Here is a 21502-nt window from a genome sequence, read left to right as displayed (position 1 = left end):
AATCGAGATGAGCGAATACTCCCTCTTCACCTCCGAGTCCGTGTCTGAAGGGCATCCGGACAAAATCGCCGACCAGATTTCCGATGCGGTGCTGGACGCCATCATTGCTGAAGACAAATTCGCCCGTGTAGCGGTCGAGACTCTGGTAAAAACCGGCGTGGCAATCATCGCAGGTGAAGTCACCACATCGGCCTGGGTCGATCTGGAAGACATCGTCCGGAACGTGATTCTCGACATCGGCTACAACAGCTCCAATGTCGGCTTCGACGGTGCGACCTGCGGCGTGATGAACATCATCGGCAAGCAGTCCCCTGACATCAACCAAGGTGTTGATCGTGCCAAGCCTGAAGACCAGGGCGCCGGCGACCAGGGCCTGATGTTCGGCTACGCCAGCAACGAAACCGACGTGCTGATGCCAGCACCGATCACCTTCTCGCACCAGCTTGTGCAAAGGCAAGCCGAAGCCCGTAAATCCGGCCTGCTGCCTTGGCTGCGCCCGGACGCCAAGTCGCAAGTGACTTGCCGTTACGAAGGCGGCAAGGTTGTCGGTATCGACGCCGTTGTACTGTCGACCCAGCACAACCCTGACGTGTCCTACAAAGACCTGCGCGAAGGCGTGATGGAACTGATCGTCAAGCACGTACTGCCTGCCGAGTTGCTGTCCAAGGACACCCAGTTCCACATCAACCCGACCGGCCAATTCATCATCGGTGGCCCGGTTGGCGACTGCGGCCTGACCGGTCGCAAGATCATCGTCGACAGCTACGGCGGCATGGCCCGTCACGGCGGCGGCGCGTTCTCCGGCAAGGATCCATCGAAGGTTGACCGTTCGGCGGCCTACGCCGGTCGTTACGTGGCCAAGAACATCGTCGCTGCCGGCTTGGCCGAGCGTTGCGAGATTCAGGTTTCCTACGCGATCGGTGTTGCCCAGCCTACGTCGATTTCGTTGAACACCTTCGGCACCGGCAAAATCAGCGACGACAAGATCGTCAAACTGGTTCGCGAAGTGTTCGACCTGCGTCCATACGCGATCACCACCATGCTCGACCTGCTGCACCCGATGTACCAGGAAACCGCTGCGTACGGCCACTTCGGTCGCACCCCGGCAACCAAGACTGTGGGCGACGATACGTTCACCACTTTCACCTGGGAAAAAACCGACCGCGCCGACGACCTGCGTGTCGCGGCCGGCCTGTAAGACTTCCCCGGCGGTACCCAAAGCCCCGCACGGTTCACCGTGCGGGGCTTTTTCATGGGAAAGATCTTTTGATCTTCGCTCTTGGAAACACTCAGAATTACACCCTTGCAACCCACACCCGAAATCTGACTAGCCTTGAAAGCATCCCACTGAGCAAGGACGCTCTCGATGCTGCCCAACCTGCGCCTGTTTTTCGGATCCCTGCTGGCCTTCGCCTGCCTGACCGCCAATGCCGCCGAATGCCCCGACTGGCCGCCCGCCCGAGCACAGAAAGAAATCACCACCCTGCAACAGCAAATCGATCGCTGGGACGACAGCTACCACCGTGAAGGCCAGTCGCTGATTGCCGACGAACTCTACGATCAGTCCCGTGCGCGACTGACCGAATGGCGTGAATGTTTTGATTCAGGCGCCTCTGCCGAACCGTTGCGCACGGCCGGCGGCACGGTTGCTCACCCCATCGCCCACACTGGCCTGGAAAAGCTGCGCGATGGGCGCGCCGTCGAAGCCTGGCTAAAAGATCGGGGCGAAGTCTGGATTCAGCCCAAGGTCGACGGTGTGGCGGTGACGTTGATCTATCGCAACGGCTGGTTGCACCGGGCGATCAGTCGGGGGGACGGGGTAAACGGCCAGGACTGGACCGCGTCGGCGCGCCAGATCGCCGCCATCCCTCAAAAGCTTCCGCGGTCGATGGACTTGCTGCTGCAAGGCGAACTCTATTGGCGCCTGACCGAACACGTACAAGCCCAGGCCGGCAGCCTCAATGCCCGCGCCACGGTGGCCGGGCTGATGGCGCGCAAGGCGCTGAGCACCGAGCAAGCCGCCGGTATCGGATTGTTTGTCTGGGACTGGCCACAAGGCCCGAAAAACCTGCCAGCTCGCGTAGCGGCTCTGGATGAATTGGGGTTCCCGAGCACGGCACCCTACAGTCAGCCGATCGAGGCATTTGCCGATGCCGAACGCTGGCGCGATCACTGGTATCGCTCGCCCCTGCCCTTTGCCACCGATGGGGTCGTGCTGCGACAGGACCAACGCCCACCGGCCGAGCGCTGGCAGGCGAAAACGCCTTACTGGAGCGTCGCCTGGAAATACCCTTTCGCCCAGGCGCTGGCCGAGGTGCGCAAGGTCCATTTCAAGATCGGACGAACCGGCCGGATCACCCCGGTGCTGGATCTGGTACCGGTGACGCTCGATGACCGGCAGATCAAGCGTGTGAGTGTCAGCTCCCTGCAACGCTGGGAAGCGCTGGACATTCGTCCCGGCGATCAGGTCGCTATCAGCCTGGCGGGGCTGACCATCCCCAGACTCGATGGTGTCGTATTGCGCAGCACCGAACGCCCGGAATTGAATGTACCGCTGGCGGCAGACTTTCATTCCTTAAGCTGCTGGCAACCGACACCCGGCTGCGAAAGCCAATTCCTCGCACGCCTGAGCTGGCTCAGCGGCAAACAGGGACTGGCCTTGCCTCATGTCGGACCAGGCACCTGGGAGAAACTGCTCAAGGCCGAACGCCTCGGCAGCTTGGTCGATTGGATGACCCTCGATGAGCAAGAGCTTGCTAAGATTGACGGCTTCGGCGAGCGCAGCAGTGCTCGTCTTTTGAACAGCTTCAACAGTGCCCGGCAACGCCCATTCGCTCGCTGGCTCAAAGCCTTGGGGTTGCCGCCAACCGGCCAGGCACGCCTCGCCGACTCATGGCAGGCGCTGGCCCAACGAGACACCGAACAATGGCAGGCCGAAGCCGGCATCGGCCCGGGGCGCGCAGCGCAATTGAGCGCATTTTTCCGCGACCCGCAGGTCCTGGCCTTGAGTGAGACATTACGTGTTGCCGGGATTGACGGTTTCTAGACGCCAACCCGGCCTGAGAACCGGGAACCCAAAGGGGCCGATGCGCTCAAACAGCCCATCGCTATATTGAATTTTTCACCTGGAGCTTTTATGAAACTTCTTTCACCGCTCGCCTTGTTGACCCTGTGCAGCGTGATGGCCGCTCCATTGATGGCCGCCGAAGACGCCCCGGGCCTGACCGGCTGTGCCGCCAAAAAACAAGGCATCATCAACCAGATCGAACTGGCCAAGTCCCGCGGCAACGCCGATCAACAGGCTGGCCTGGAAACCGCCCTGAGCGAAGTCACGGCCCATTGCACCGACGCCTCCTTGAAGAAGGAACGGGAAAACAAGGTGCTCGACGCCAAGCACGAAGTCAGCACGCGTCAGGCCGACCTCGACAAGGCCATGAAGAAAGGCGACGCCGAGAAGATCAACAAGCGCAAAGACAAACTGGCTCAATCGCGCAAGGAATTGCAGGAAGCGCTCGACGAACTGGACAAGTAAGAAATCTTTTCTGGAATCAATGATCCCGAAACTCTTTATGGCACGCACTGCAGGCATCTTCGACTTTCTGCACCGCCGGCCCCAGATTGCTGACCTTGTAGGGCTGAATCTTGCTGGCAATCACAAGTTCACCGGTGGCGCCTTCAAGGGTGCGGGCCAGCTCCTGGAAACGTGCCTGCTTCTGCCAGACATCGTCCTTGGCGCTAGTGTGATCCTCTTCGCGCACCTGCGGGAAATGTTTCCACGGCTCATGGGACAAGGCATCAAGTTTCACGGCGCCGTCGGCGAATTTCGGGCCATCGAACGCAATACGTCCACGCAACATACCGCCCAGGTCTTCGCCGGTCTTGAGCATCTGCTTGAAGATCGCCTTGCGCTGACCCAGCGGCGAGTTCGGGTCGACACCACCGCAGGCGGACAAGGTCAGGCAGGCCAGCAATACAACGGAAAGTCTTTTAAGAGTCATGGTGGCTTCAGGTCACTGGAAACGGCGGCCAGTATCCTCGCGTCACCGGCAAAGACCAATAGCCCCTATTATCAATACGGGTTGTTTGAGCGCATGGAGCACTCAGGCAACCGACAAAGGAATTACTCCATGAACAGCCGTTTCAAGGCATGGCGTCACAACCTGGCCTGGACCCTCCCGATGGTGGCCGTGCTGGCAGGTTGCACCGGCGGCGACAGCAGCAAACCGAAAACCCACGCACTGGCGACCTACTCCAGCGCTACTTGGGAAGCGCTTCCGGCGGTGTCCGACAACGACCTCGTCGCCGGCTTCGGCTCTTGGCGCAGCGCTTGCACCCGACTCAAGGCCGACCCGGTCTGGGGCGGCACCTGTGCAGCTTCCGTCAATGTGCAGCCCACCGCCAATGACATCCGCGGTTTCCTCAAACAGAACCTGGACGTCTATGGCCTGCGTGCCGCCAATGACAACCCCAACGGTCTGATTACCGGTTACTACGAACCGGTGTACCCCGGCAGCCTGACCCAGACCGAGGAAGCCAACATCCCGGTGTACGGTGTGCCGGAGGACATGATCATCGTCTCGCTGGACAGTATCTATCCGGAACTCAAAGGCAAGCGCCTGCGGGGCAGACTCGAAGGTCGAGTGCTCAAGCCGTACGACGACGCGGCAACCATTGAAACAAAAGGTGTGAAGGCGCCGGTGATTGCCTGGCTGACCGACCCGATGAACCTGCAGTTTTTGCAAATCCAGGGTTCGGGTCGTATCCAGCTCGACGATGGCCGTCAATTGCGCATCGGTTATGCCGACCAGAACGGCCATCCTTATCGTCCCATCGGCCGATGGCTGGTGGATCAAGGCGAGTTGAAGAAAGAAGACGTGACCATGAGCGCGATCGATAACTGGGCCAAGGCCAATCCGACGCGCATCCCCGAACTGCTCGGCAGCAACCCCAGCTACGTGTTCTTCAATCGCAACCCGGACAGCAACGAAGGGCCACGCGGTTCGCTGAATGTACCGCTGACCGCGGGCTACAGCGCGGCGGTGGACCGCAAGGTGATTCCGCTCGGCAGTCTGTTGTGGTTATCGACCACGCGACCGGACGGCAGCGCGCTGGTACGTCCGGTGGCCGCGCAAGATACTGGCGGCGCCATTGCCGGCGAGGTTCGTGCGGACCTGTTCTGGGGCACGGGCGACGCGGCCGGGCAACTGGCCGGCGACATGAAACAGCAGGGGCAGATATGGATGCTCTGGCCTAAAGGGGCGGCATTGCCACAAGTACCGCAGGTGGCTGACAAACTTTAAAAGCAAAAAGATCGCAGGCTTCGCCAGCTCCTGCATTGACCGCGCTCGTCGCAATATCGCGTCGATCCCAGCAGGAGCTGCCGAAGGCTGCGATCTTTTGATCTTGCCTTTAAACCGACACCACAAAGAAACTGACAATCAACCCCATCCCCACAAACCACACCAGCGACCGCAACATTGCCCAGTCCGCCAAGTAGCAAATAATGAAGAGCAGCCGACTGGTGATGAACAGGACAGACAGCACATTGATTGTCACCAGTTCGGCATTGCCGGCCAAGTGAGCCACGATCACCGCCGCCGCAAACGCCGGGGTCACTTCAAAACTGTTCAGTTGCGCCGCATGCGCCCGCTTGCCCAAGCCCTCCAGCGAGTCGAGAAACCCCCGAGGGTCATGGTTGTGTCTAAGCCCGTACCCGCCACTGATCTTGGCGATGCCTATGCACAAATAAGGCAAGCAGATCGCAATCAAAATGCACCACAGAGCAACCGTCATAACGCAGTCCCTTCTTCAAGTTATAGAGAGTCGAATTCCATCAGGGGCGACTAAAACTTCATCACCAACATGCCGATCAACACCAACCCACAGGCCAAGAGCCGGGGTCTGCCGAAAGGTTCTTTCAGATAGCGCATACCGAACAGCACCACCAGAATCACACTGATCTCGCGCAACGCCGCCGCTTCGGCAATCGAGCCGAGCTGCATCGCCCACAACACCAGAGCGTAACTGAACAGTACGCAAAACCCGACCGCCAAACCCAACCGCCACTGCTCACGCCAGAACAGCATGAACGCCGGGCGTTTACTCACCAGCGCCAACAGCGGAAACGGCCAGGCGCTGAACAAGGTGACCCACACCAGGTAATCCAGCGGATGAGACCAGCGCCGCAGGGCCTGACCATCGATGAAGGTGTAACACCCGATGCAAAACCCGATCAGCGCCACCACCGGTAACATCGACCACGGCAGACGCACCCCGCCACCGCCCTGCCAGAGCAGGCACAACATGCCGAACGGGATCAGCAAAATTCCGAAAATCTGCTGAGCCGTCAGCACTTCCCCGGCGAAGATCAGCGTCAATGCCAGCACCACCAACGGCGACAGGCCGCGCATCAAGGGATAGACCAGACCGAGATCGCCCACCCGATAGGCCTGGATCAACAGGTAGCGATAGAGCAACTCGAATGCCGCTGACGCGAGAATCCATGGCCACATCTCCAGTGGCGGCAGCGCCACGAAGGGTAGCATCAGGACGACAAACAGCAGAGCCACGCTGTCCATGCAGGCCACCACCAATAGCCGCTCCGCACTGAATTTGATCAGGGTATTCCACGCCGCGTGCAACAGCGCCGCCACCAACACCAGAACCGTCGCAAGCACAGCACACTCCTTATTTTGCCCCTCCCTCCCCCGCACATCACGGGGCAGAGAATTGATTCGCCATATGTCCGCAGCTGTTTATACTGCAAGCGACCACGCCGCACTCAGTTGCGCACAGACTAATTCCAATAACTCCTGCCTCTGCCCGCTCTCAACGAGAACGGTCGTCGGCCTGCGTATGCCTGATCAAAGCGTCAAGACTACCGACAGAGACCTTGCGCATGCCACTCGCCTTGCTTGCATTAGCTGTTGCCGCCTTCGGCATCGGCACCACTGAATTCGTCATCATGGGCTTGCTGCCCGATGTCGCCCGCGACCTCGCCGTGAGCATTCCTCATGCAGGCCTGCTCATCACCGGTTACGCCCTGGGCGTGGTGTTCGGTGCGCCGATCCTCGCGGTCGGTACCGCCAACATGCCGCGCAAAGCCACATTGCTGGGCATGACGCTGATGTTCATTCTCGGCAATATCCTCTGCGCCCTGGCGCCGAACTACGCCACTTTGATGGCCGCGCGGGTGATCACCGCGCTGTGCCATGGTGCGTTCTTCGGCATCGGCTCGGTGGTCGCCGCCGGTTTGGTGGCACCGAACAAACGAGCCCAGGCCATTGCCATGATGTTCACCGGCCTGACGTTGGCCAACGTGCTGGGCGTTCCCTTGGGCACTGCGCTCGGGCAATACGCCGGCTGGCGCTCGACGTTTTGGGCGGTCTCGGTGATTGGTGTGATTGCGGCCATCGCGCAGTGGGTTTGGCTGCCCAAGGAAATCCCCATGGACAAAGCCAACCTGGCCAGCGAGTTCAAAGTGCTGGGCAAGGTCAACGTGCTGCTGGCGCTGGGCATGAGCGTGCTGGCGTCCACCAGTCTGTTCAGCGTGTTCACCTATATCGCGCCGATCCTGCAAGACATCACCGGTGTCAGCCCGCATGGCGTGACGATCATGTTGCTGTTGTTCGGGGTCGGTTTGACGGCGGGCAGCATGCTTGGCGGCCGACTGGCGGACAGTCGCTTGCTGCCTTCTCTGGTGGGTATGGCGCTGGCTGTGGTCGTCGTGCTGGCCGCCTTCAGCCAGACCAGTCATTCAGTGGTCCCGGCGGCGATCACACTGGTGCTCTGGGGTATCTTCGCATTTGCACTGTGCCCGATCCTGCAATTGCTGATCATCGATCAGGCTCATGAAGCGCCGAACCTGGGGTCGACGCTGAATCAAAGCGCATTCAATCTCGGCAACGCAGCCGGGGCATGGATCGGCGGGCTGGTTGTGGCCAGTGGCGCGGACCTGGCGGATTTGCCATGGACCGGCGCACTGATCAGCGGGTTGACGGTACTGACGGCGCTGTTTTTCATTTACCTGCAGCGTCGCAGTGCTGTCACGGTCAATGTGTCCGGCTGACAGAGTCAGTTTTGCCACTGATCATTTTTTGATCTTCTGCGGTTCGGGTTCCTGGTCCCGTTCCGCAGATGTCTTCGGCGGCCCGCTTTCACTGCGAATCTGCGCGTGACTGATCAGCGCGAAGATAAAACTGCCACCGATGATATTCCCCGCCAGCGTCGGACCTGCGAACACCAGCCAGAAATCCTTCCACGGCAACTCGCCGGCGAACACCAGGTATGAAACCTCGACCGATCCAACCACGATGTGAGTGAAATCTCCCAGCGCCATGAAATAGGTGATGAGGATGATGATCCACATCTTGGCGCTTTCCATGGACGGGATCATCCAGACCATGGTGGCGATCATCCAGCCGGAGATGATGCCTTTGGCGAACATTTTGCTGGCGTCGTTCTCCATGACCTTGCGCCCGATGTCGAGGAAGGCCATATCGGTCTTGGTGTCGAAAATCGGCAGGTGCAGCATCACATACGCCACCAGTAAAGTGCCGCAGAGGTTACCCACCAGCACTACCGACCACAGCCGCAAAAGCCGCCCGAAATTACCCAGCGTAGGTTTGCTCATGATCGGCAGCACAGCCGTCAGGGTGTTCTCGGTAAAGAGTTGCTGACGGGCGAGAATCACCGCGAGAAAACCTGCGCAGTAACCGAAGCTGGCGATCACCTTGAAGCCTTCACCGTCCGGCAGACGCGAGTTGAGCAATCCCATGCCCATCAGTGACAAACCCATGGTCAGGCCGGCAGCCAGGGCCGACCACCACAGCGCCGCAACACTACGCTCGAGTTCCTGATCACCTTGGGTACGAATGATTTCATGCAGCACCGCCGCGCGCGGTGGCTGGTTCTTGTCGACCTCGCGCTGTTCTTGCGCCGAGAGGTCCGGGGTCTTGCCGTCTTTGGACGTGTCCATAAAGCTCCTGAACCAGTGGCGTGTCGTTTAATTACGACACGCGGGGTTCAGGTCCGTTCTGTAGGAGGTTCGCTTACCCGACGATGTCATCATCCTTGAACTGGTCTTTGACGTACCTGATTTCGGTCCGACCGTGCGGCGCGGGCAGGCCGTCTTCGCCCAGGTTCACGAAAACCATTTTCTCCACCGTCAGGATGCTCTTGCGGGTGATCTTGTTGCGCACTTCGCAGGTCAGCGTGATCGAGGTGCGACCGAACTCGGTGGCGGTGATGCCCAGTTCGATGATGTCGCCCTGGCGCGAGGCGCTGACGAAGTTGATTTCGGAAATGTACTTGGTGACCACGCGCTGATTGCCCAGCTGGACGATGGCGTAGATCGCCGCTTCTTCGTCGATCCAGCGCAACAGGCTGCCGCCGAACAGCGTGCCGTTGGGGTTGAGGTCTTCGGGTTTTACCCATTTGCGGGTGTGGAAATTCATGCTCACTCCTGACCGTCTTGCCGATTGATGCCGGCCATCATGGCAGAGCCCGGACTAGAGCTCTATTAAGCATCGACTATGGTCTCGATTACCGTTCGGGCATTGACCTGCAGAAACGCTTTGGAAGTATCGTCTACACAGCTATAATCGCCACCGTTTCAAAACGGTCATCTTCGGTTGCTACCGTTTTCCCGCCACCTGTCCGAGGGGCGCTGCAGCAGGTTCGACCTGTCAGGCTCGGATGGGGCGTTGACTGGCCACGGCCAGACACTAAACGCACAACGGCGCCCATTCGCATACATTACGAATGGAGGCTCATCATGAGCGCTGTTATCACGCCTGTAGATTTTAACGATTACAAAGTCGCCGACATGTCCCTGGCTGCCTGGGGCCGTCGCGAAACCATCATCGCCGAATCCGAAATGCCAGCCCTGATGGGCCTGCGCCGCAAGTACTCCGCCGAGCAACCGCTCAAAGGCGCGAAAATTCTCGGCTGCATCCACATGACTATTCAGACTGCCGTGCTGATCGAAACCCTGGTTGCCCTGGGTGCCGAAGTGCGTTGGTCGTCCTGCAACATTTTCTCGACTCAAGACCAGGCCGCCGCCGCTATCGCTGCTGCCGGCATCCCGGTTTTCGCCTGGAAAGGCGAAACTGAAGAAGAGTACGAGTGGTGCCTGGAGCAAACCATCCTGAAAGATGGCGCGCCTTGGGATGCCAACATGATCCTCGACGACGGCGGCGACCTGACCGAGCTGCTGCACAAGAAATACCCGGCGATCCTGGACCGTGTCCACGGCGTCACCGAAGAAACCACCACCGGCGTTCACCGTCTGCTGGACATGCTGGCCAAGGGCGAGCTGAAAATCCCGGCCATCAACGTCAACGACTCGGTGACCAAGAGCAAGAACGACAACAAGTACGGCTGCCGTCACAGCCTGAACGACGCGATCAAGCGCGGCACCGACCACCTGCTGTCCGGCAAGCAAGCGCTGGTCATCGGTTACGGTGACGTGGGCAAGGGCTCGGCCCAGTCCCTGCGTCAGGAAGGCATGATCGTTAAAGTCTCCGAAGTCGATCCGATCTGCGCCATGCAAGCCTGCATGGACGGTTTCGAACTGGTTTCGCCGTTCATCGACGGTATCAACAACGGTACCGAAGCGAGCATCGACAAAGCACTGCTGGGCAAGATCGACCTTATCGTGACCACCACCGGCAACGTCAATGTTTGCGACGCAAACATGCTCAAAGCCCTGAAGAAGCGCGCTGTTGTCTGCAACATCGGCCACTTCGACAACGAAATCGACACTGCTTTCATGCGCAAGAACTGGGCATGGGAAGAAGTGAAGCCACAGGTTCACAAGGTTCACCGTACCGGCCCGGGCGCATTCGATGCCCAGAACGACGACTACCTGATCCTGCTGGCCGAAGGCCGTCTGGTTAACCTGGGTAACGCCACCGGCCACCCAAGCCGCATCATGGACGGCTCGTTCGCCAACCAGGTTCTGGCGCAGATCTTCCTGTTCGGCCAGAAGTACGCCGACCTGTCGCCTGCCCAGAAAGCCGAGCGCCTGACCGTTGAAGTACTGCCGAAGAAACTCGACGAAGAAGTGGCCCTGGAAATGGTCCGCGGTTTCGGCGGCGTGGTCACTCAACTGACCAAGCAACAGGCTGACTACATCGGCGTGACCGTCGAAGGCCCGTTCAAGCCGCACGCTTACCGCTACTGATCGGTCCTGCTGCCTGCTTCCCTTGTGGGAGCGGGCTTGCTCGCGAAGGCGGTTTAGCATTCAACATTAATGTCGTCTGTCCCACCGCCTTCGCGAGCAAGCCCGCTCCCACATTGGGATGTGCAAGCGTCCGGCTTATGTGTTTCCAAGGATATGACCATGTCCCAAGACCGTCGCTACAGCTTCGAGTTCTTCCCTACGAAGACCGATGCTGGGCATGAAAAACTGATCGCCACTGCCCGTCATCTGGCGACCTACAACCCTGACTTCTTCTCCTGCACCTACGGCGCTGGCGGTTCGACCCGTGATCGCACCCTCAACACCGTGTTGCAGCTTGAAAGCGAAGTCAAAGTCCCTGCCGCGCCGCATCTGTCTTGCGTGGGCGACAGCAAGGCCGACCTGCGCGGCCTGCTGAGCCAGTACAAGGCAGCCGGCATCCAGCGAATCGTTGCGCTTCGCGGTGACCTGCCCTCGGGCATGGGCATGGCCAGCGGCGAGATGCGTCACGCCAATGACCTGGTTGAATTCATTCGTGAAGAAACCGGCGATCATTTCCACATCGAAGTCGCCGCTTACCCGGAAATGCATCCGCAAGCGCGCAACTTCGAAGACGATCTCAACAACTTCGTGCGCAAGGCCAACGCCGGCGCCAACAGTGCGATCACCCAGTACTTCTTCAACGCCGACAGCTACTTCTACTTCGTCGAGCGTGTACGGGCGAAGGGCGTGAACATTCCGATCGTGCCGGGGATCATGCCGATCACCAACTACAGCAAGCTGGCGCGTTTTTCCGATGCTTGCGGTGCGGAAATTCCGCGCTGGATCCGCAAACAACTGGAAGCCTACGGCGACGACACCCAAAGCATTCAAGGCTTTGGTGAGCACGTCATCACCGAGATGTGCGAACGCCTGCTGCAGGGTGGCGCGCCAGGGCTGCATTTCTACACGCTGAACCAGGCTGAGCCGAGCCTGGCGGTGTGGAATAACCTGAAGTTGCCGCGTTAAGAACAAAGCAAAAGCAAAGGCAAGATCAAAAGATCGCAGCCTTCGGCAGCGCCTGTGGAAGCTGTCAAAGGCTGCGATCTTTTGCTTTCCGGCGCCCTTTTATTGTGCAGTCATATCCTGAGATAGAGCTTCTGGATCCGGTTTCTGGCTCTTTATGATTTCTCGTCGTAATCTCAAGCCATGCCCCTGATCGCTCAGTTACTCACCGTGCTTCTGTTCACTTGCCTGAGCCTCACCGCTCGGGGCGAGAAGTTGCGTATTGTCACCGAACCTTGGGCACCTTACGTGTACGAGGAAAACGGCAAATCCCTGGGGCTCGACTACGAAACCACGGCCATCGTCTTCAAACGCCTCGGGATCGACGTGGAGTGGCAGTTCCTGCCATGGAAACGCTGCCTGTCGATGCTTGAGCAAGGCCAGGCGGATGGCGCGCTGGATATTTTCCACAGCGACGAACGCGACGCGACTCTGCTCTACCCCAGCGAACCGCTCTCGCAAGTCGAGTTCGTGATGTTCTACGCTAACGAGCGACCGCATCCGTTTCGCACCCTGGACGATCTGAAAGGCCTGACCATCGGCACCTCGCCGGGCTACCTGTACAGCAAGGACTTCAGCGAATCGACACTATTCACCCGGGAGCCGGCACCCACCCATGAAGCGAACTTCGGCAAACTGGTGCGCGGCCGCATCGACCTGCTGATCACCGATCGCCGGGTCGGCCAGCATTTGCTCGATCAACTGAATATCCGCGACAAGATCACCGAGAATCCGATCATCATCAGCCAGCAAAGCCAGTTTCTGGCGGTACGCCGCAATGCCGGGATGGATTTATTGGTGCAGCGATTCGGTGCCGAGCTCAAACGTTTCAAGCGCGAGCCGGCCTATGCTGAACTGAGCGCCCGCTATGGCGCCGGCCCAGCCACCGACGCGCAGGCCCCCAGCGCCACCACAACCGGCGGAAAAACCGTTGAGCAGCAGGAAAGCGGCGCGCAGTGATTGCTCTGTTATACTCCGGCCTTCCCGCCAGGCTCACGCCCGGACGCTCGGACTTGTTCAAGGCATCTCGATCCCGCTACAGCGCAGCTTTTCAGCCCGCGCGAGCGCTCCAGACGAGCCTTCGAGGCCCAGCAGGACCGGACGGGATTGCGTCCTCTTAAACGCCATTCGCGCCAGGCAAGACTCCCATTGGGCCAAGCCCTAACTAAAACAGGATTACTCATGTCCTTTGCTTCCCTCGGTCTCTCCGAGGCTTTAGTCCGCGCCATCGAGGCAGCGGGCTATACCGAGCCTACTCCGGTGCAACAGCGGGCCATTCCCGCCGTGTTGCAAGGTCGCGACCTGATGGTTGCGGCACAGACAGGTACTGGTAAAACCGGCGGCTTCGCCCTTCCGATTCTGGAGCGGTTGTTTCCCAACGGTCACCCGGACAAATCCCAGCGTCACGGCCCGCGCCAACCGCGCGTACTGGTCCTGACCCCAACCCGCGAACTCGCGGCCCAGGTGCACGAAAGCTTCAAGGTCTATGCCCGTGACCTGAAGTTCGTCAGCGCCTGCATCTTCGGCGGCGTCGGCATGAACCCACAGGTTCAGGCCATGTCCCGCGGTGTCGACGTGCTGGTGGCCTGTCCCGGTCGCCTGCTCGACCTCGCCGGCCAAGGCAGTGTCGACCTGTCCCACGTGGAAATCCTCGTGCTGGACGAAGCCGACCGGATGCTCGACATGGGCTTTGTCCATGACGTGAAAAAGGTCCTCGCCCGTCTGCCGAGCAAACGCCAGAACCTGCTGTTCTCGGCGACCTTCTCCAAAGACATCACCGACCTCGCCGGCAAGTTGCTGCACAACCCGGAACGCATCGAGGTCACGCCACCGAACACCACGGTCGAGCGCATCGAACAGCGCGTATTCCGTCTGCCGGCCAACCACAAGCGTTCACTGCTGGCGCACCTGATCACCGCAGGCGCCTGGGAACAGGTGCTGGTATTCACCCGCACCAAGCACGGCGCCAACCGCCTGGCCGAGTACCTGGACAAGCACGGCCTCACCGCCGTCGCCATCCACGGCAATAAGAGCCAGAACGCCCGCACCAAAGCCCTGGCCGACTTCAAGGCCGGTGAAGTGCGCATCCTGGTCGCCACCGACATCGCCGCTCGCGGCCTGGACATCGACCAGTTGCCTCACGTGGTCAACTTCGAACTGCCGAACGTCGACGAAGATTACGTGCACCGTATCGGTCGTACTGGTCGTGCCGGTCGTTCGGGCGAGGCGATCTCGCTGGTCGCTCCGGACGAAGAAAAGCTGCTGAAAAGCATCGAGCGCATGACCAAGCAGAAAATCGCCGACGGCGACCTGATGGGCTTCGATTCCAGCGCTGTGGAAGCCGAGAAACCTGAAGTTCGCGAGCGTCCGGATGTGCGTAACCCGCGCAACCCACGTGGCCCGCGCGGCGACGGCCCGAACGGCAGCGGTGGTGGTGGAGGTCGTAAAGACAAAGGCAAGGACAAAGGCGGCAAGGAAAAACCTGCCGCTGGCCGTGGCGAGCGCCCGGCGCGTGAACACAAGCCACGCGAAGGCACCCCGGCCCGCGAACAACAGCGCCCGGCCCCTCGCGCCGCCGCCGACCGTGCTCCGGACGAGTTCCTGGACGACGATATCGATAACTTCGGTAACCGCGTCGACTACGTGCCTCAAGCCAAACCGGCTCAGGGCCGTGGCCGCCGTCCGGGCGCTCCGGCACAAGGCGCAGGCGCAAGTGCTCCGCGCACCGGTCAGCCACAAGGTCGCCAGAACGGTCCGCGCAACAGCAGCGGCGCAACCACCGGCACGCCACCGGCCAAGCGCAGCGGCCCACGCAACGGTGCTCCACGTGACGGCCAGGCCCGTCGCGAAGAGTCCCGCAATCGCCGCCCGGCCCGTGACGAACAACCTCGTTCGGAACCGGCCGTGCAGAACCCGCGGGGCCCGGCACCGAAGATCATTCACAAGGAGTCGAAAAGCGATCGCTTCCCGACACCTGAGCAACTGGATCAACTGCCAGGCCGTCCACGCGGCGAAAAACCAGCGTTGCTGACCCGCAATCGCTGATTTATCGCTGTTATGAAAAATGCCCCGGATCGCAAGATCAGGGGCTTTTTTTTATGCGTCAACGTAACCCTGTAGGAACCAGGCTTGCCGGCGAAGGGGACGATACGGTTTCTGCGGCGCAGCTGATGACGCCTTCGCGGGCAAGCCTCGCTCATACAGGGTTATGTGTCGATCACTGGAATGGCCTTAATCCACCAGAAACAAAAAACGCCCCGGATCGCGAGATCAGGGGCGTTTTTGTTCAAGCGGCGAAATTCACTTCGCTTTCACACCTTCAAACGTAACGTACAGCTCGACCGCGTCGGACGCTGGGCCCAAATCTTTCTGTTTGCCGAAATCGGAACGCTTGATGCTGGTGGTACCTTCGAAGCCGGCACGGTAGCCACCCCATGGATCTTTGCCTTCGCCCAGGAAGGTAGCCTTGACGACAACCGGCTTGGTCACGCCGAGGATAGTCAGGTCACCTGTCACGTCGGCAGTGTCTTTACCAGCGGCGTTTTTACCGGTGGATTTAACACTGGTGGAGACGAACTTGGCGTCGGCGAATTTGCCCACGTTCAGGAAGTCACCGCTGGCGATGTGCTTGTCACGTTCGGCGTGGTTAGTGAACACGCTGGCAGTGCGCACATTGAACTCGATCTTGCTGTCTTCAGGCTTGGCGGCGTCGAAGCTGAACTTGCCGTCGATGTCCTTGAAGGTACCGGTGATGTAGCTGTAACCCAGGTGGCTGATCTTGAAGTCAACGAAGGCGTGCTGGCCTTCTTTGTCGACAACGTAATCGGCCGCCATCACGTTAGCCGACAGCAGAGCAGAACCGATTGCCAGAGCGGCGAGCGTCTTTTTCAACATGCTTTCTATTCCTTTGGAGTCGAGGTTGAACATCAGGCTTTGCGTCCCAGCATACGGATGAGGGTCGCATCACGATCGATAAAGTGGTGTTTCAATGCTGCCAACGCATGGAGGCCGGAAAAAATTACCAGCGCCCACGCCAGGTACAAATGAATCACACCCGCGGTGTCTGCCTGGTCCGGTAGTCCGGAAACCAGTGCAGGAACTTCAAACAGGCCAAACACCGGGATCCCGACACCGTCTGCGGTGGAAATCAGGTAACCGGCAATCATCACAGCGAACAGCCCGAGATAGAGGAAGGCGTGGCCGAACACGGCACCAAGGCGCGTCATGCGGCTATAACTTTGCAGGGGCGGCGGCGGTGGGCTGATGAAGCGCCACAACACCCGCAGCAACATGACGGCGAACAACACCAGGCCAATGCTCTTGTGCAGATCCGGCGCATCTTTGCGCCAGGAACTGTAGTAGTCGAGACCGACCATCCACAGCCCTAATGCGAACAGGCCGAAGACCGCGAGCGCCACACCCCAGTGCACGAAGATGCTGACCCAACCGTAGCGGGAAGAAGAGTTACGTAGCTGCATTGCCCAAATCCTGTAAGAACTGCGCCCAAGACTATCGAGTTATCTATCGACTTAAAGCGGAAAATTTCGCTCTGAAACATCGAGAAATACGATCATGACCTTGGGGTCGAGATGTTAAGTGAGTGTTAACCGGAAGAAAAAACCTACAGACGCTGTCCTATATTCGCTTCCAAAAAGCCTTTACCACTCGTCAGAACTGTCATATCTGACAGTAGCTACCATTCAGGTCATTGATGAACCTGATCTCGGGCGTTTGTCCGAGCGTCTGAACAGGAGTTCTACCATGAGTCACCATTCGAGTTCATCCCCCGTAATTACGCGCAACCTATCCAATTCGATACCCGTAGGGGAAGGACCGCGAGGGATAGCCATCAACGACGATGGATCACGGGTTTTTGTTTGCAATTACATTTCAGGCAATGTGTCAGTCATCGACACCCTGAACAAAAAGGTAATCCGCACCATTGCCGTCGAGCGTTACCCGCAAAGCATCGCTCTTGGCCATCGGGGTAAAAGGGCTTACGTGACCAACTACGGTTCAAGTTCAGTGTCGGTTATTGATACTGAAACATACTCGGTGGGTCACGTTAAGGTGGGAAGACACCCTTGGGGAATCGTCGTAAGTCGAGACGGGAAACATGTTTACGTCACCGTTCGACAAGATAAAGAGTGGCTGGCAATTATTGACACCCGCACTTATGCGGTGAGCAGAGTGTGCGGATTACCCTCTCCCTCCATAAGTGTGGATATCAGCCAGGACGATTCGCGTCTTTATATTTCCAGCACCAACTCCCCTGGCGGCCCTTATCAGGACGCGCTCACAGTCATCAGCAGCAAGACCTTCAAAGTCATCAGCATCATCAAAACCGAACAATATCCGTCAGCGGTTACCGTCAGCCCCGACGGCAGCAAAGTGTATATCGTGGGTATGGACGCTCGAAAACTGACCGTGCTGGACACCCGGTCATCGATAGTCAGGCATTTTGATTTTGTGACGTGCGAAGGGAAAGTAGTATTCGGCGAAAGAAACGCTTATGCCGTGGATCAAACCAGAAAAGAGGTCGTGGAAGTGAGTACCGCCACCTATGAGATTGTTCGCCGGGTTCCAATCCCTGGCGCTTTTGACCCGTATGACATGGTTCTTGATAAACACAACCACGCCTATATCAGCGACTACCAAAAAGACGAAGTACATAGTGTCGATCTAGCCTAGCGTCAAAGCAAAATCAGCAGCGACATACACAAGACGTAAAAAAAGCGCGGCATCACTGCCGCGCTTTTTTTGATTCCAGGACTTACTGCGCCTTGGTTTCAGTCGTCGTCGGGGTCTTCGCAGCAGTACTGACCGCTGGTTTCTTCACCGGCTCAGTCTTTTTTGCCGTCGCCTTGACCGGAGCTTTTTTGGCCTCGGTTTTGGCAGCAGGCTTTTTCACTGGTGCTTTGGCCGGTGCTTTCTTGGCAGGCTCTGCTTTCACCGGTGCCGCAGGCTTCGGCGGCTCAACCGGTGCTGGCGCTGGAGTCGGCGCAAGTACTGGGGCGGGTGCCGGAGCAACCGGGGCCACGGGTGCTGGCGCCTTGGCCGGGGCCGGTTTGTCGTCAGAACCGCCGAACAGGTTGGTGAAGAAGTTGCCTTTCTTCGCCGCCACTGCACCTGCCGCTGCTGCGGTCGCCGCCGGAACAACTTTCGCCGGCTCAAACGATTTGCCTGCCGCCAGGTCTTCTACCTGACTGGCTGCGCGCTGACCGGTGCGCAATGCGCCTTCCAGAGTGCCTGGGTATAGGGCGTCGGTGTGTTCGCCGGCAAAGGCTACACGTTGCAGCGGACGTTCCCACAGGCGCCAGTACTTGCTGATCTGGCCCGGGCCGAAGGCCAGGTAAGCACCACCCATCGACGGGTCGGTGCTGTAGCGACGGATTTCATAACCGGTGAACGAACCGCGTGCCTGTGGATAAAAGGCGTGCAGACGAATCAGTACCTGATCGACCATCTGCTTGTCACCGAAGGCCTGCATCACGCGCGCATTGTCGCCGGACAGGTTGATCACCACGTTGGCGCCACCCTTCAGGGCCGGCTCGACCCACAACATGCCCAGGCCGGTGTTGCTGTAGATCTCGCCGGACATGCGCGCCTTGCTTTCCCACACCGGTGTCTTGAACTTCAGCATGATCTGGTCACGCCAGCCGTAGTTGGTGCCTTTGATAGCGCCCAGGTGCTGGGCATCCAGCGCCGGGGTCATCTGGATCTTGTTCAGTGCACGCAACGGCACGGCCAACACGACGTAGTCTGCCTGATAGCCAACACTGCCGACTTTGACGGTCACGCCGTCCTTGTCCTGAGTAATGGCCGAAACCGGGGAGCTGGTCTTGATGGTTTTCAGTTGTTTGACAAAGGCCTGGGCCAGCACCGGGCTGCCGCCAGGCAGGCGCGAGGCACGCAGGTCGCGGTCGGCAACGCCACGGTAGACGCGGTTCTGCTGTGCGAAGTACAGCAGCGACAAGCGCGAAGGTTCGTCATAGCGGGTACGAATCTGCTGATTCACCAACTGACGCGCAGTGGCTGGCAGACTCAAGCGATCGAGCCAGTTGGACACGGTGATCTGGTCCAGGGCAAACAGCGTGCTGTTGGCGGCCGGATTCTGCGGGTCCTCGATCGAACGCGCCAGATCATCCAGGGTCTTTTCGTAGCGTTTCAGCGCCTCGGCGGTGGCCGGCTGTTTAGTCGCCAGGTCCGCAGCGGTGAAATACACGCCGTCGATCAGGTAGCTCGGGGTCCGCACGAATTCAGGGGCTGGCGTGGTGGTCAGCTTGAATGTCGAGACGTACTTGTTCAGCACCGGTTGGGTCTTCTCGTTGCCGATCCACTCACTGGTGGCCATGCCGGAGCGACCGCCCAACGTCGGTTTGGCTTCCAGCAGGGTGACCTGCCAGCCTTTGTTCTGCAATTCGTACGCCGCGGTGAGGCCCGAAAGCCCGCCGCCGACCACGATCACCGTTTTATCCTTGGCCAGCGCCGAAACGCTGAACAGCCCCAACATCACCAGCGCACAGGCGCGCAGCCAACCAGCAGACATTCAGCGAACTCCGGAAATACACGAGGGAAATAGCGGTTTTACGAGTCAGACGACTCAAAGAGCCGCGAAGAATACGTCAGCCATCAAAACGCCGCCAGCGACGTCTATCTCCTTATACAAAGTAGCTCAATCGACACAATGGGTTGTCCCGATGACGCGCATTGCATAGGCTTGCGCGATTGTTTGCCCGCGCACCAAGCGAGCCGCCTCGAGGAGACTGAACATGGGCCTGAATAATCAGTGGATGCAACGTGACCTCGCGGTGTTGTGGCATCCCTGCACCCAGATGAAAGACCACGAACAGCTGCCGCTGATCCCGATCAAACGCGGCGAAGGCGTCTGGCTGGAAGACTTCGAAGGCAAACGCTACCTCGACGCAGTCAGCTCCTGGTGGGTCAATGTGTTCGGACACGCCAACCCGCGAATCAACCAGCGCATCAAGGATCAGGTCGATCAGCTGGAACACGTGATCCTCGCCGGTTTCAGCCATCAGCCGGTGATCGAACTGTCGGAGCGTCTGGTGAAGATGACGCCCGAAGGCCTGACCCGGTGCTTCTATGCCGATAACGGTTCGTCCTGCATCGAAGTCGCGCTGAAAATGAGCTTTCACTACTGGCTCAACCGCGGCCAGCCGAACAAGAAGCGCTTCGTCACCCTCACCAACGGTTACCACGGCGAGACCATGGCGGCGATGGCGGTGGGCGACGTGCCGCTGTTCACCGAAACCTACAAAGCCCTGCTGATGGACACCATCAAGGTGCCGAGCCCCGATTGCTACCTGCGCCCCGAGGGCATGAGCTGGGAAGAACACTCGCGCACTATGTTCGCCGCCATGGAGCAGACGCTGGCCGACAACCACGACACCGTAGCCGCCGTGATTCTGGAGCCGCTGATTCAGGGTGCCGGCGGGATGCGCATGTATCACCCGGTGTACCTGAAGTTGCTGCGCGAAGCCTGTGATCGTTATGGCGTGCACCTGATCCATGATGAAATCGCCGTCGGCTTCGGCCGCACCGGAACGATGTTCGCCTGCGAACAGGCCGGTATCCGCCCGGATTTCCTCTGCCTGTCCAAGGCCCTGACCGGCGGTTACTTGCCGTTGGCGGCCTGCCTGACCACCGATGAGGTCTACAGCGCCTTCTACGACGACTACCCGACCCTGCGCGCCTTCCTGCATTCCCACAGCTACACCGGCAATCCGCTGGCGTGCGCGGCGGCATTGGCGACGCTGGATATCTTCGAAGAAGACAACGTCATCGAGAACAACAAGGCCCTGGCCCAGCGCATGGCCTCCTCCACTGCGCACCTGGCCGATCACCCGAACGTTGCCGAAGTACGCCAGACCGGCATGGTCCTGGCCATCGAGATGGTCAAGGACAAGGCGAGCAAGACCGCTTACCCATGGCAGGAACGTCGTGGTTTGAAAGTGTTCCAGCATGCGCTGGAGCGTGGTGCTTTACTGCGGCCGTTGGGCAGCGTGGTGTATTTCCTGCCGCCGTACGTGATTACCCCGGAGCAGATCGATTTTCTGGCCGAGGTGGCCAGCGAAGGCATCGACATCGCCACCCGCGACAGCATCAGCGTGGCGGTGCCGAAGGACTTTCATCCGGGCTATCGCGATCCGGGCTAGGTTTTTCTCGTTCCCACGCGCAGCAAAGGAATGCAGCCGGGGACGCTCTGCGTCCCAAAAGCGGACGCGGAGCGTCCGGTGAGGCATTCCCACGCAG

19 protein-coding genes and 1 riboswitch are annotated in these 21502 nt (G+C 59.4%); of the genes, 11 read left to right on the top strand and 8 right to left on the bottom strand.

Annotation, left to right across the window (positions count from 1 at the left end; all coding sequences use genetic code 11):
* Positions 1–7: 7 nt before the first annotated feature.
* The 3 genes from metK to MMG91_RS28100 all read left to right on the top strand — a co-directional run bounded on the left by metK (position 8) and on the right by MMG91_RS28100 (position 3532).
* The gene (metK, locus tag MMG91_RS28110) at positions 8–1198 is read left to right on the top strand and encodes a methionine adenosyltransferase (protein WP_123500165.1); all 1191 of its coding nucleotides are present in this window, start codon (positions 8–10) and stop codon (positions 1196–1198) included.
* A 168-nt stretch (positions 1199–1366) separates the two neighbouring features.
* A complete protein-coding gene (ligB, locus tag MMG91_RS28105; RefSeq protein ID WP_310661373.1) occupies positions 1367–3046 on the top strand; it encodes an NAD-dependent DNA ligase LigB in 1680 nt (559 codons plus the stop codon).
* Between the two features lie 90 nt (positions 3047–3136).
* Positions 3137–3532, top strand: a complete 396-nt coding sequence (locus MMG91_RS28100) for a DUF1090 domain-containing protein (RefSeq protein WP_253546534.1) — start codon at positions 3137–3139, stop codon at positions 3530–3532.
* Between the two features lie 16 nt (positions 3533–3548).
* Here MMG91_RS28100 and MMG91_RS28095 read toward each other — a convergent pair whose 3' ends face one another.
* The gene (locus tag MMG91_RS28095; protein WP_305447226.1) at positions 3549–3998 is read right to left on the bottom strand and encodes a cytochrome c; all 450 of its coding nucleotides are present in this window, start codon (positions 3996–3998) and stop codon (positions 3549–3551) included.
* A 129-nt stretch (positions 3999–4127) separates the two neighbouring features.
* Here MMG91_RS28095 and MMG91_RS28090 point away from each other — a divergent pair, with 129 nt between their 5' ends.
* A complete protein-coding gene (locus MMG91_RS28090) occupies positions 4128–5300 on the top strand; it encodes an MltA domain-containing protein (protein WP_310661372.1) in 1173 nt (390 codons plus the stop codon).
* Positions 5301–5409: 109 nt separating this feature from the next.
* Here MMG91_RS28090 and MMG91_RS28085 read toward each other — a convergent pair whose 3' ends face one another.
* Entirely contained in the window at positions 5410–5793 is a 384-nt protein-coding gene (locus tag MMG91_RS28085; RefSeq protein ID WP_310661371.1) for an MAPEG family protein, read from the bottom strand.
* A 50-nt stretch (positions 5794–5843) separates the two neighbouring features.
* On the bottom strand, positions 5844–6677 hold the full coding sequence (locus MMG91_RS28080; RefSeq protein ID WP_305447229.1) for an EamA family transporter: 834 nt from the start codon (positions 6675–6677) through the stop codon (positions 5844–5846).
* A gap of 221 nt (positions 6678–6898) precedes the next feature.
* On the opposite strand from MMG91_RS28080, the gene MMG91_RS28075 reads away from it, so the two are divergent.
* Complete coding sequence (locus MMG91_RS28075) at positions 6899–8068, top strand: MFS transporter (RefSeq protein WP_310661370.1); 1170 nt, start codon at positions 6899–6901, stop codon at positions 8066–8068.
* Positions 8069–8089: 21 nt separating this feature from the next.
* Here the strand turns inward: MMG91_RS28075 and MMG91_RS28070 are convergent, their stop codons facing one another.
* Positions 8090–8977, bottom strand: coding sequence for a formate/nitrite transporter family protein (locus tag MMG91_RS28070; protein WP_310661369.1), 888 nt, complete (start codon positions 8975–8977; stop codon positions 8090–8092).
* A 73-nt stretch (positions 8978–9050) separates the two neighbouring features.
* The gene (locus MMG91_RS28065) at positions 9051–9455 is read right to left on the bottom strand and encodes an acyl-CoA thioesterase (RefSeq protein WP_052965028.1); all 405 of its coding nucleotides are present in this window, start codon (positions 9453–9455) and stop codon (positions 9051–9053) included.
* Positions 9456–9653: 198 nt separating this feature from the next.
* Positions 9654–9752: riboswitch (S-adenosyl-L-homocysteine riboswitch) on the top strand.
* Positions 9753–9775: 23 nt separating this feature from the next.
* On the opposite strand from MMG91_RS28065, the gene ahcY reads away from it, so the two are divergent.
* From ahcY to MMG91_RS28045, 4 genes are all read left to right on the top strand, one after another.
* Entirely contained in the window at positions 9776–11185 is a 1410-nt protein-coding gene (gene ahcY / locus MMG91_RS28060) for an adenosylhomocysteinase (RefSeq protein WP_007898042.1), read from the top strand.
* A 159-nt stretch (positions 11186–11344) separates the two neighbouring features.
* Positions 11345–12190 carry a methylenetetrahydrofolate reductase [NAD(P)H] gene (gene metF, locus MMG91_RS28055; RefSeq protein WP_310661368.1) on the top strand — a complete coding sequence of 282 codons (846 nt, stop codon included), beginning with the start codon at positions 11345–11347 and terminating at the stop codon, positions 12188–12190.
* 180 nt (positions 12191–12370) lie between these two features.
* Positions 12371–13186 (top strand): ABC transporter substrate-binding protein, encoded by an 816-nt coding sequence (locus tag MMG91_RS28050; RefSeq protein WP_305447233.1) that lies wholly within the window; start codon positions 12371–12373, stop codon positions 13184–13186.
* Between the two features lie 222 nt (positions 13187–13408).
* Complete coding sequence (locus tag MMG91_RS28045) at positions 13409–15271, top strand: DEAD/DEAH box helicase (protein ID WP_305447234.1); 1863 nt, start codon at positions 13409–13411, stop codon at positions 15269–15271.
* Between the two features lie 255 nt (positions 15272–15526).
* On the opposite strand, the gene MMG91_RS28040 is transcribed toward MMG91_RS28045, so the two are convergent.
* Together MMG91_RS28040 and MMG91_RS28035 are read right to left on the bottom strand one after the other, a co-directional pair.
* On the bottom strand, positions 15527–16120 hold the full coding sequence (locus MMG91_RS28040) for a YceI family protein (RefSeq protein WP_310661367.1): 594 nt from the start codon (positions 16118–16120) through the stop codon (positions 15527–15529).
* 32 nt (positions 16121–16152) lie between these two features.
* On the bottom strand, positions 16153–16704 hold the full coding sequence (locus tag MMG91_RS28035) for a cytochrome b (RefSeq protein ID WP_310661366.1): 552 nt from the start codon (positions 16702–16704) through the stop codon (positions 16153–16155).
* A gap of 283 nt (positions 16705–16987) precedes the next feature.
* Here MMG91_RS28035 and MMG91_RS28030 point away from each other — a divergent pair, with 283 nt between their 5' ends.
* Positions 16988–17917 (top strand): YncE family protein, encoded by a 930-nt coding sequence (locus MMG91_RS28030; protein ID WP_305447236.1) that lies wholly within the window; start codon positions 16988–16990, stop codon positions 17915–17917.
* An 82-nt stretch (positions 17918–17999) separates the two neighbouring features.
* Here MMG91_RS28030 and MMG91_RS28025 read toward each other — a convergent pair whose 3' ends face one another.
* Positions 18000–19775 (bottom strand): flavin monoamine oxidase family protein, encoded by a 1776-nt coding sequence (locus MMG91_RS28025; protein ID WP_310661365.1) that lies wholly within the window; start codon positions 19773–19775, stop codon positions 18000–18002.
* A gap of 223 nt (positions 19776–19998) precedes the next feature.
* On the opposite strand from MMG91_RS28025, the gene MMG91_RS28020 reads away from it, so the two are divergent.
* A complete protein-coding gene (locus MMG91_RS28020) occupies positions 19999–21405 on the top strand; it encodes an adenosylmethionine--8-amino-7-oxononanoate transaminase (protein ID WP_310661364.1) in 1407 nt (468 codons plus the stop codon).
* Positions 21406–21502: the final 97 nt, after the last annotated feature.

This window comes from Pseudomonas sp. JL3 (genome assembly GCF_031570575.1).
GTDB lineage: Bacteria > Pseudomonadota > Gammaproteobacteria > Pseudomonadales > Pseudomonadaceae > Aquipseudomonas > Aquipseudomonas cucumis.
This window is presented reverse-complemented; position numbering and strand designations above follow the sequence as displayed.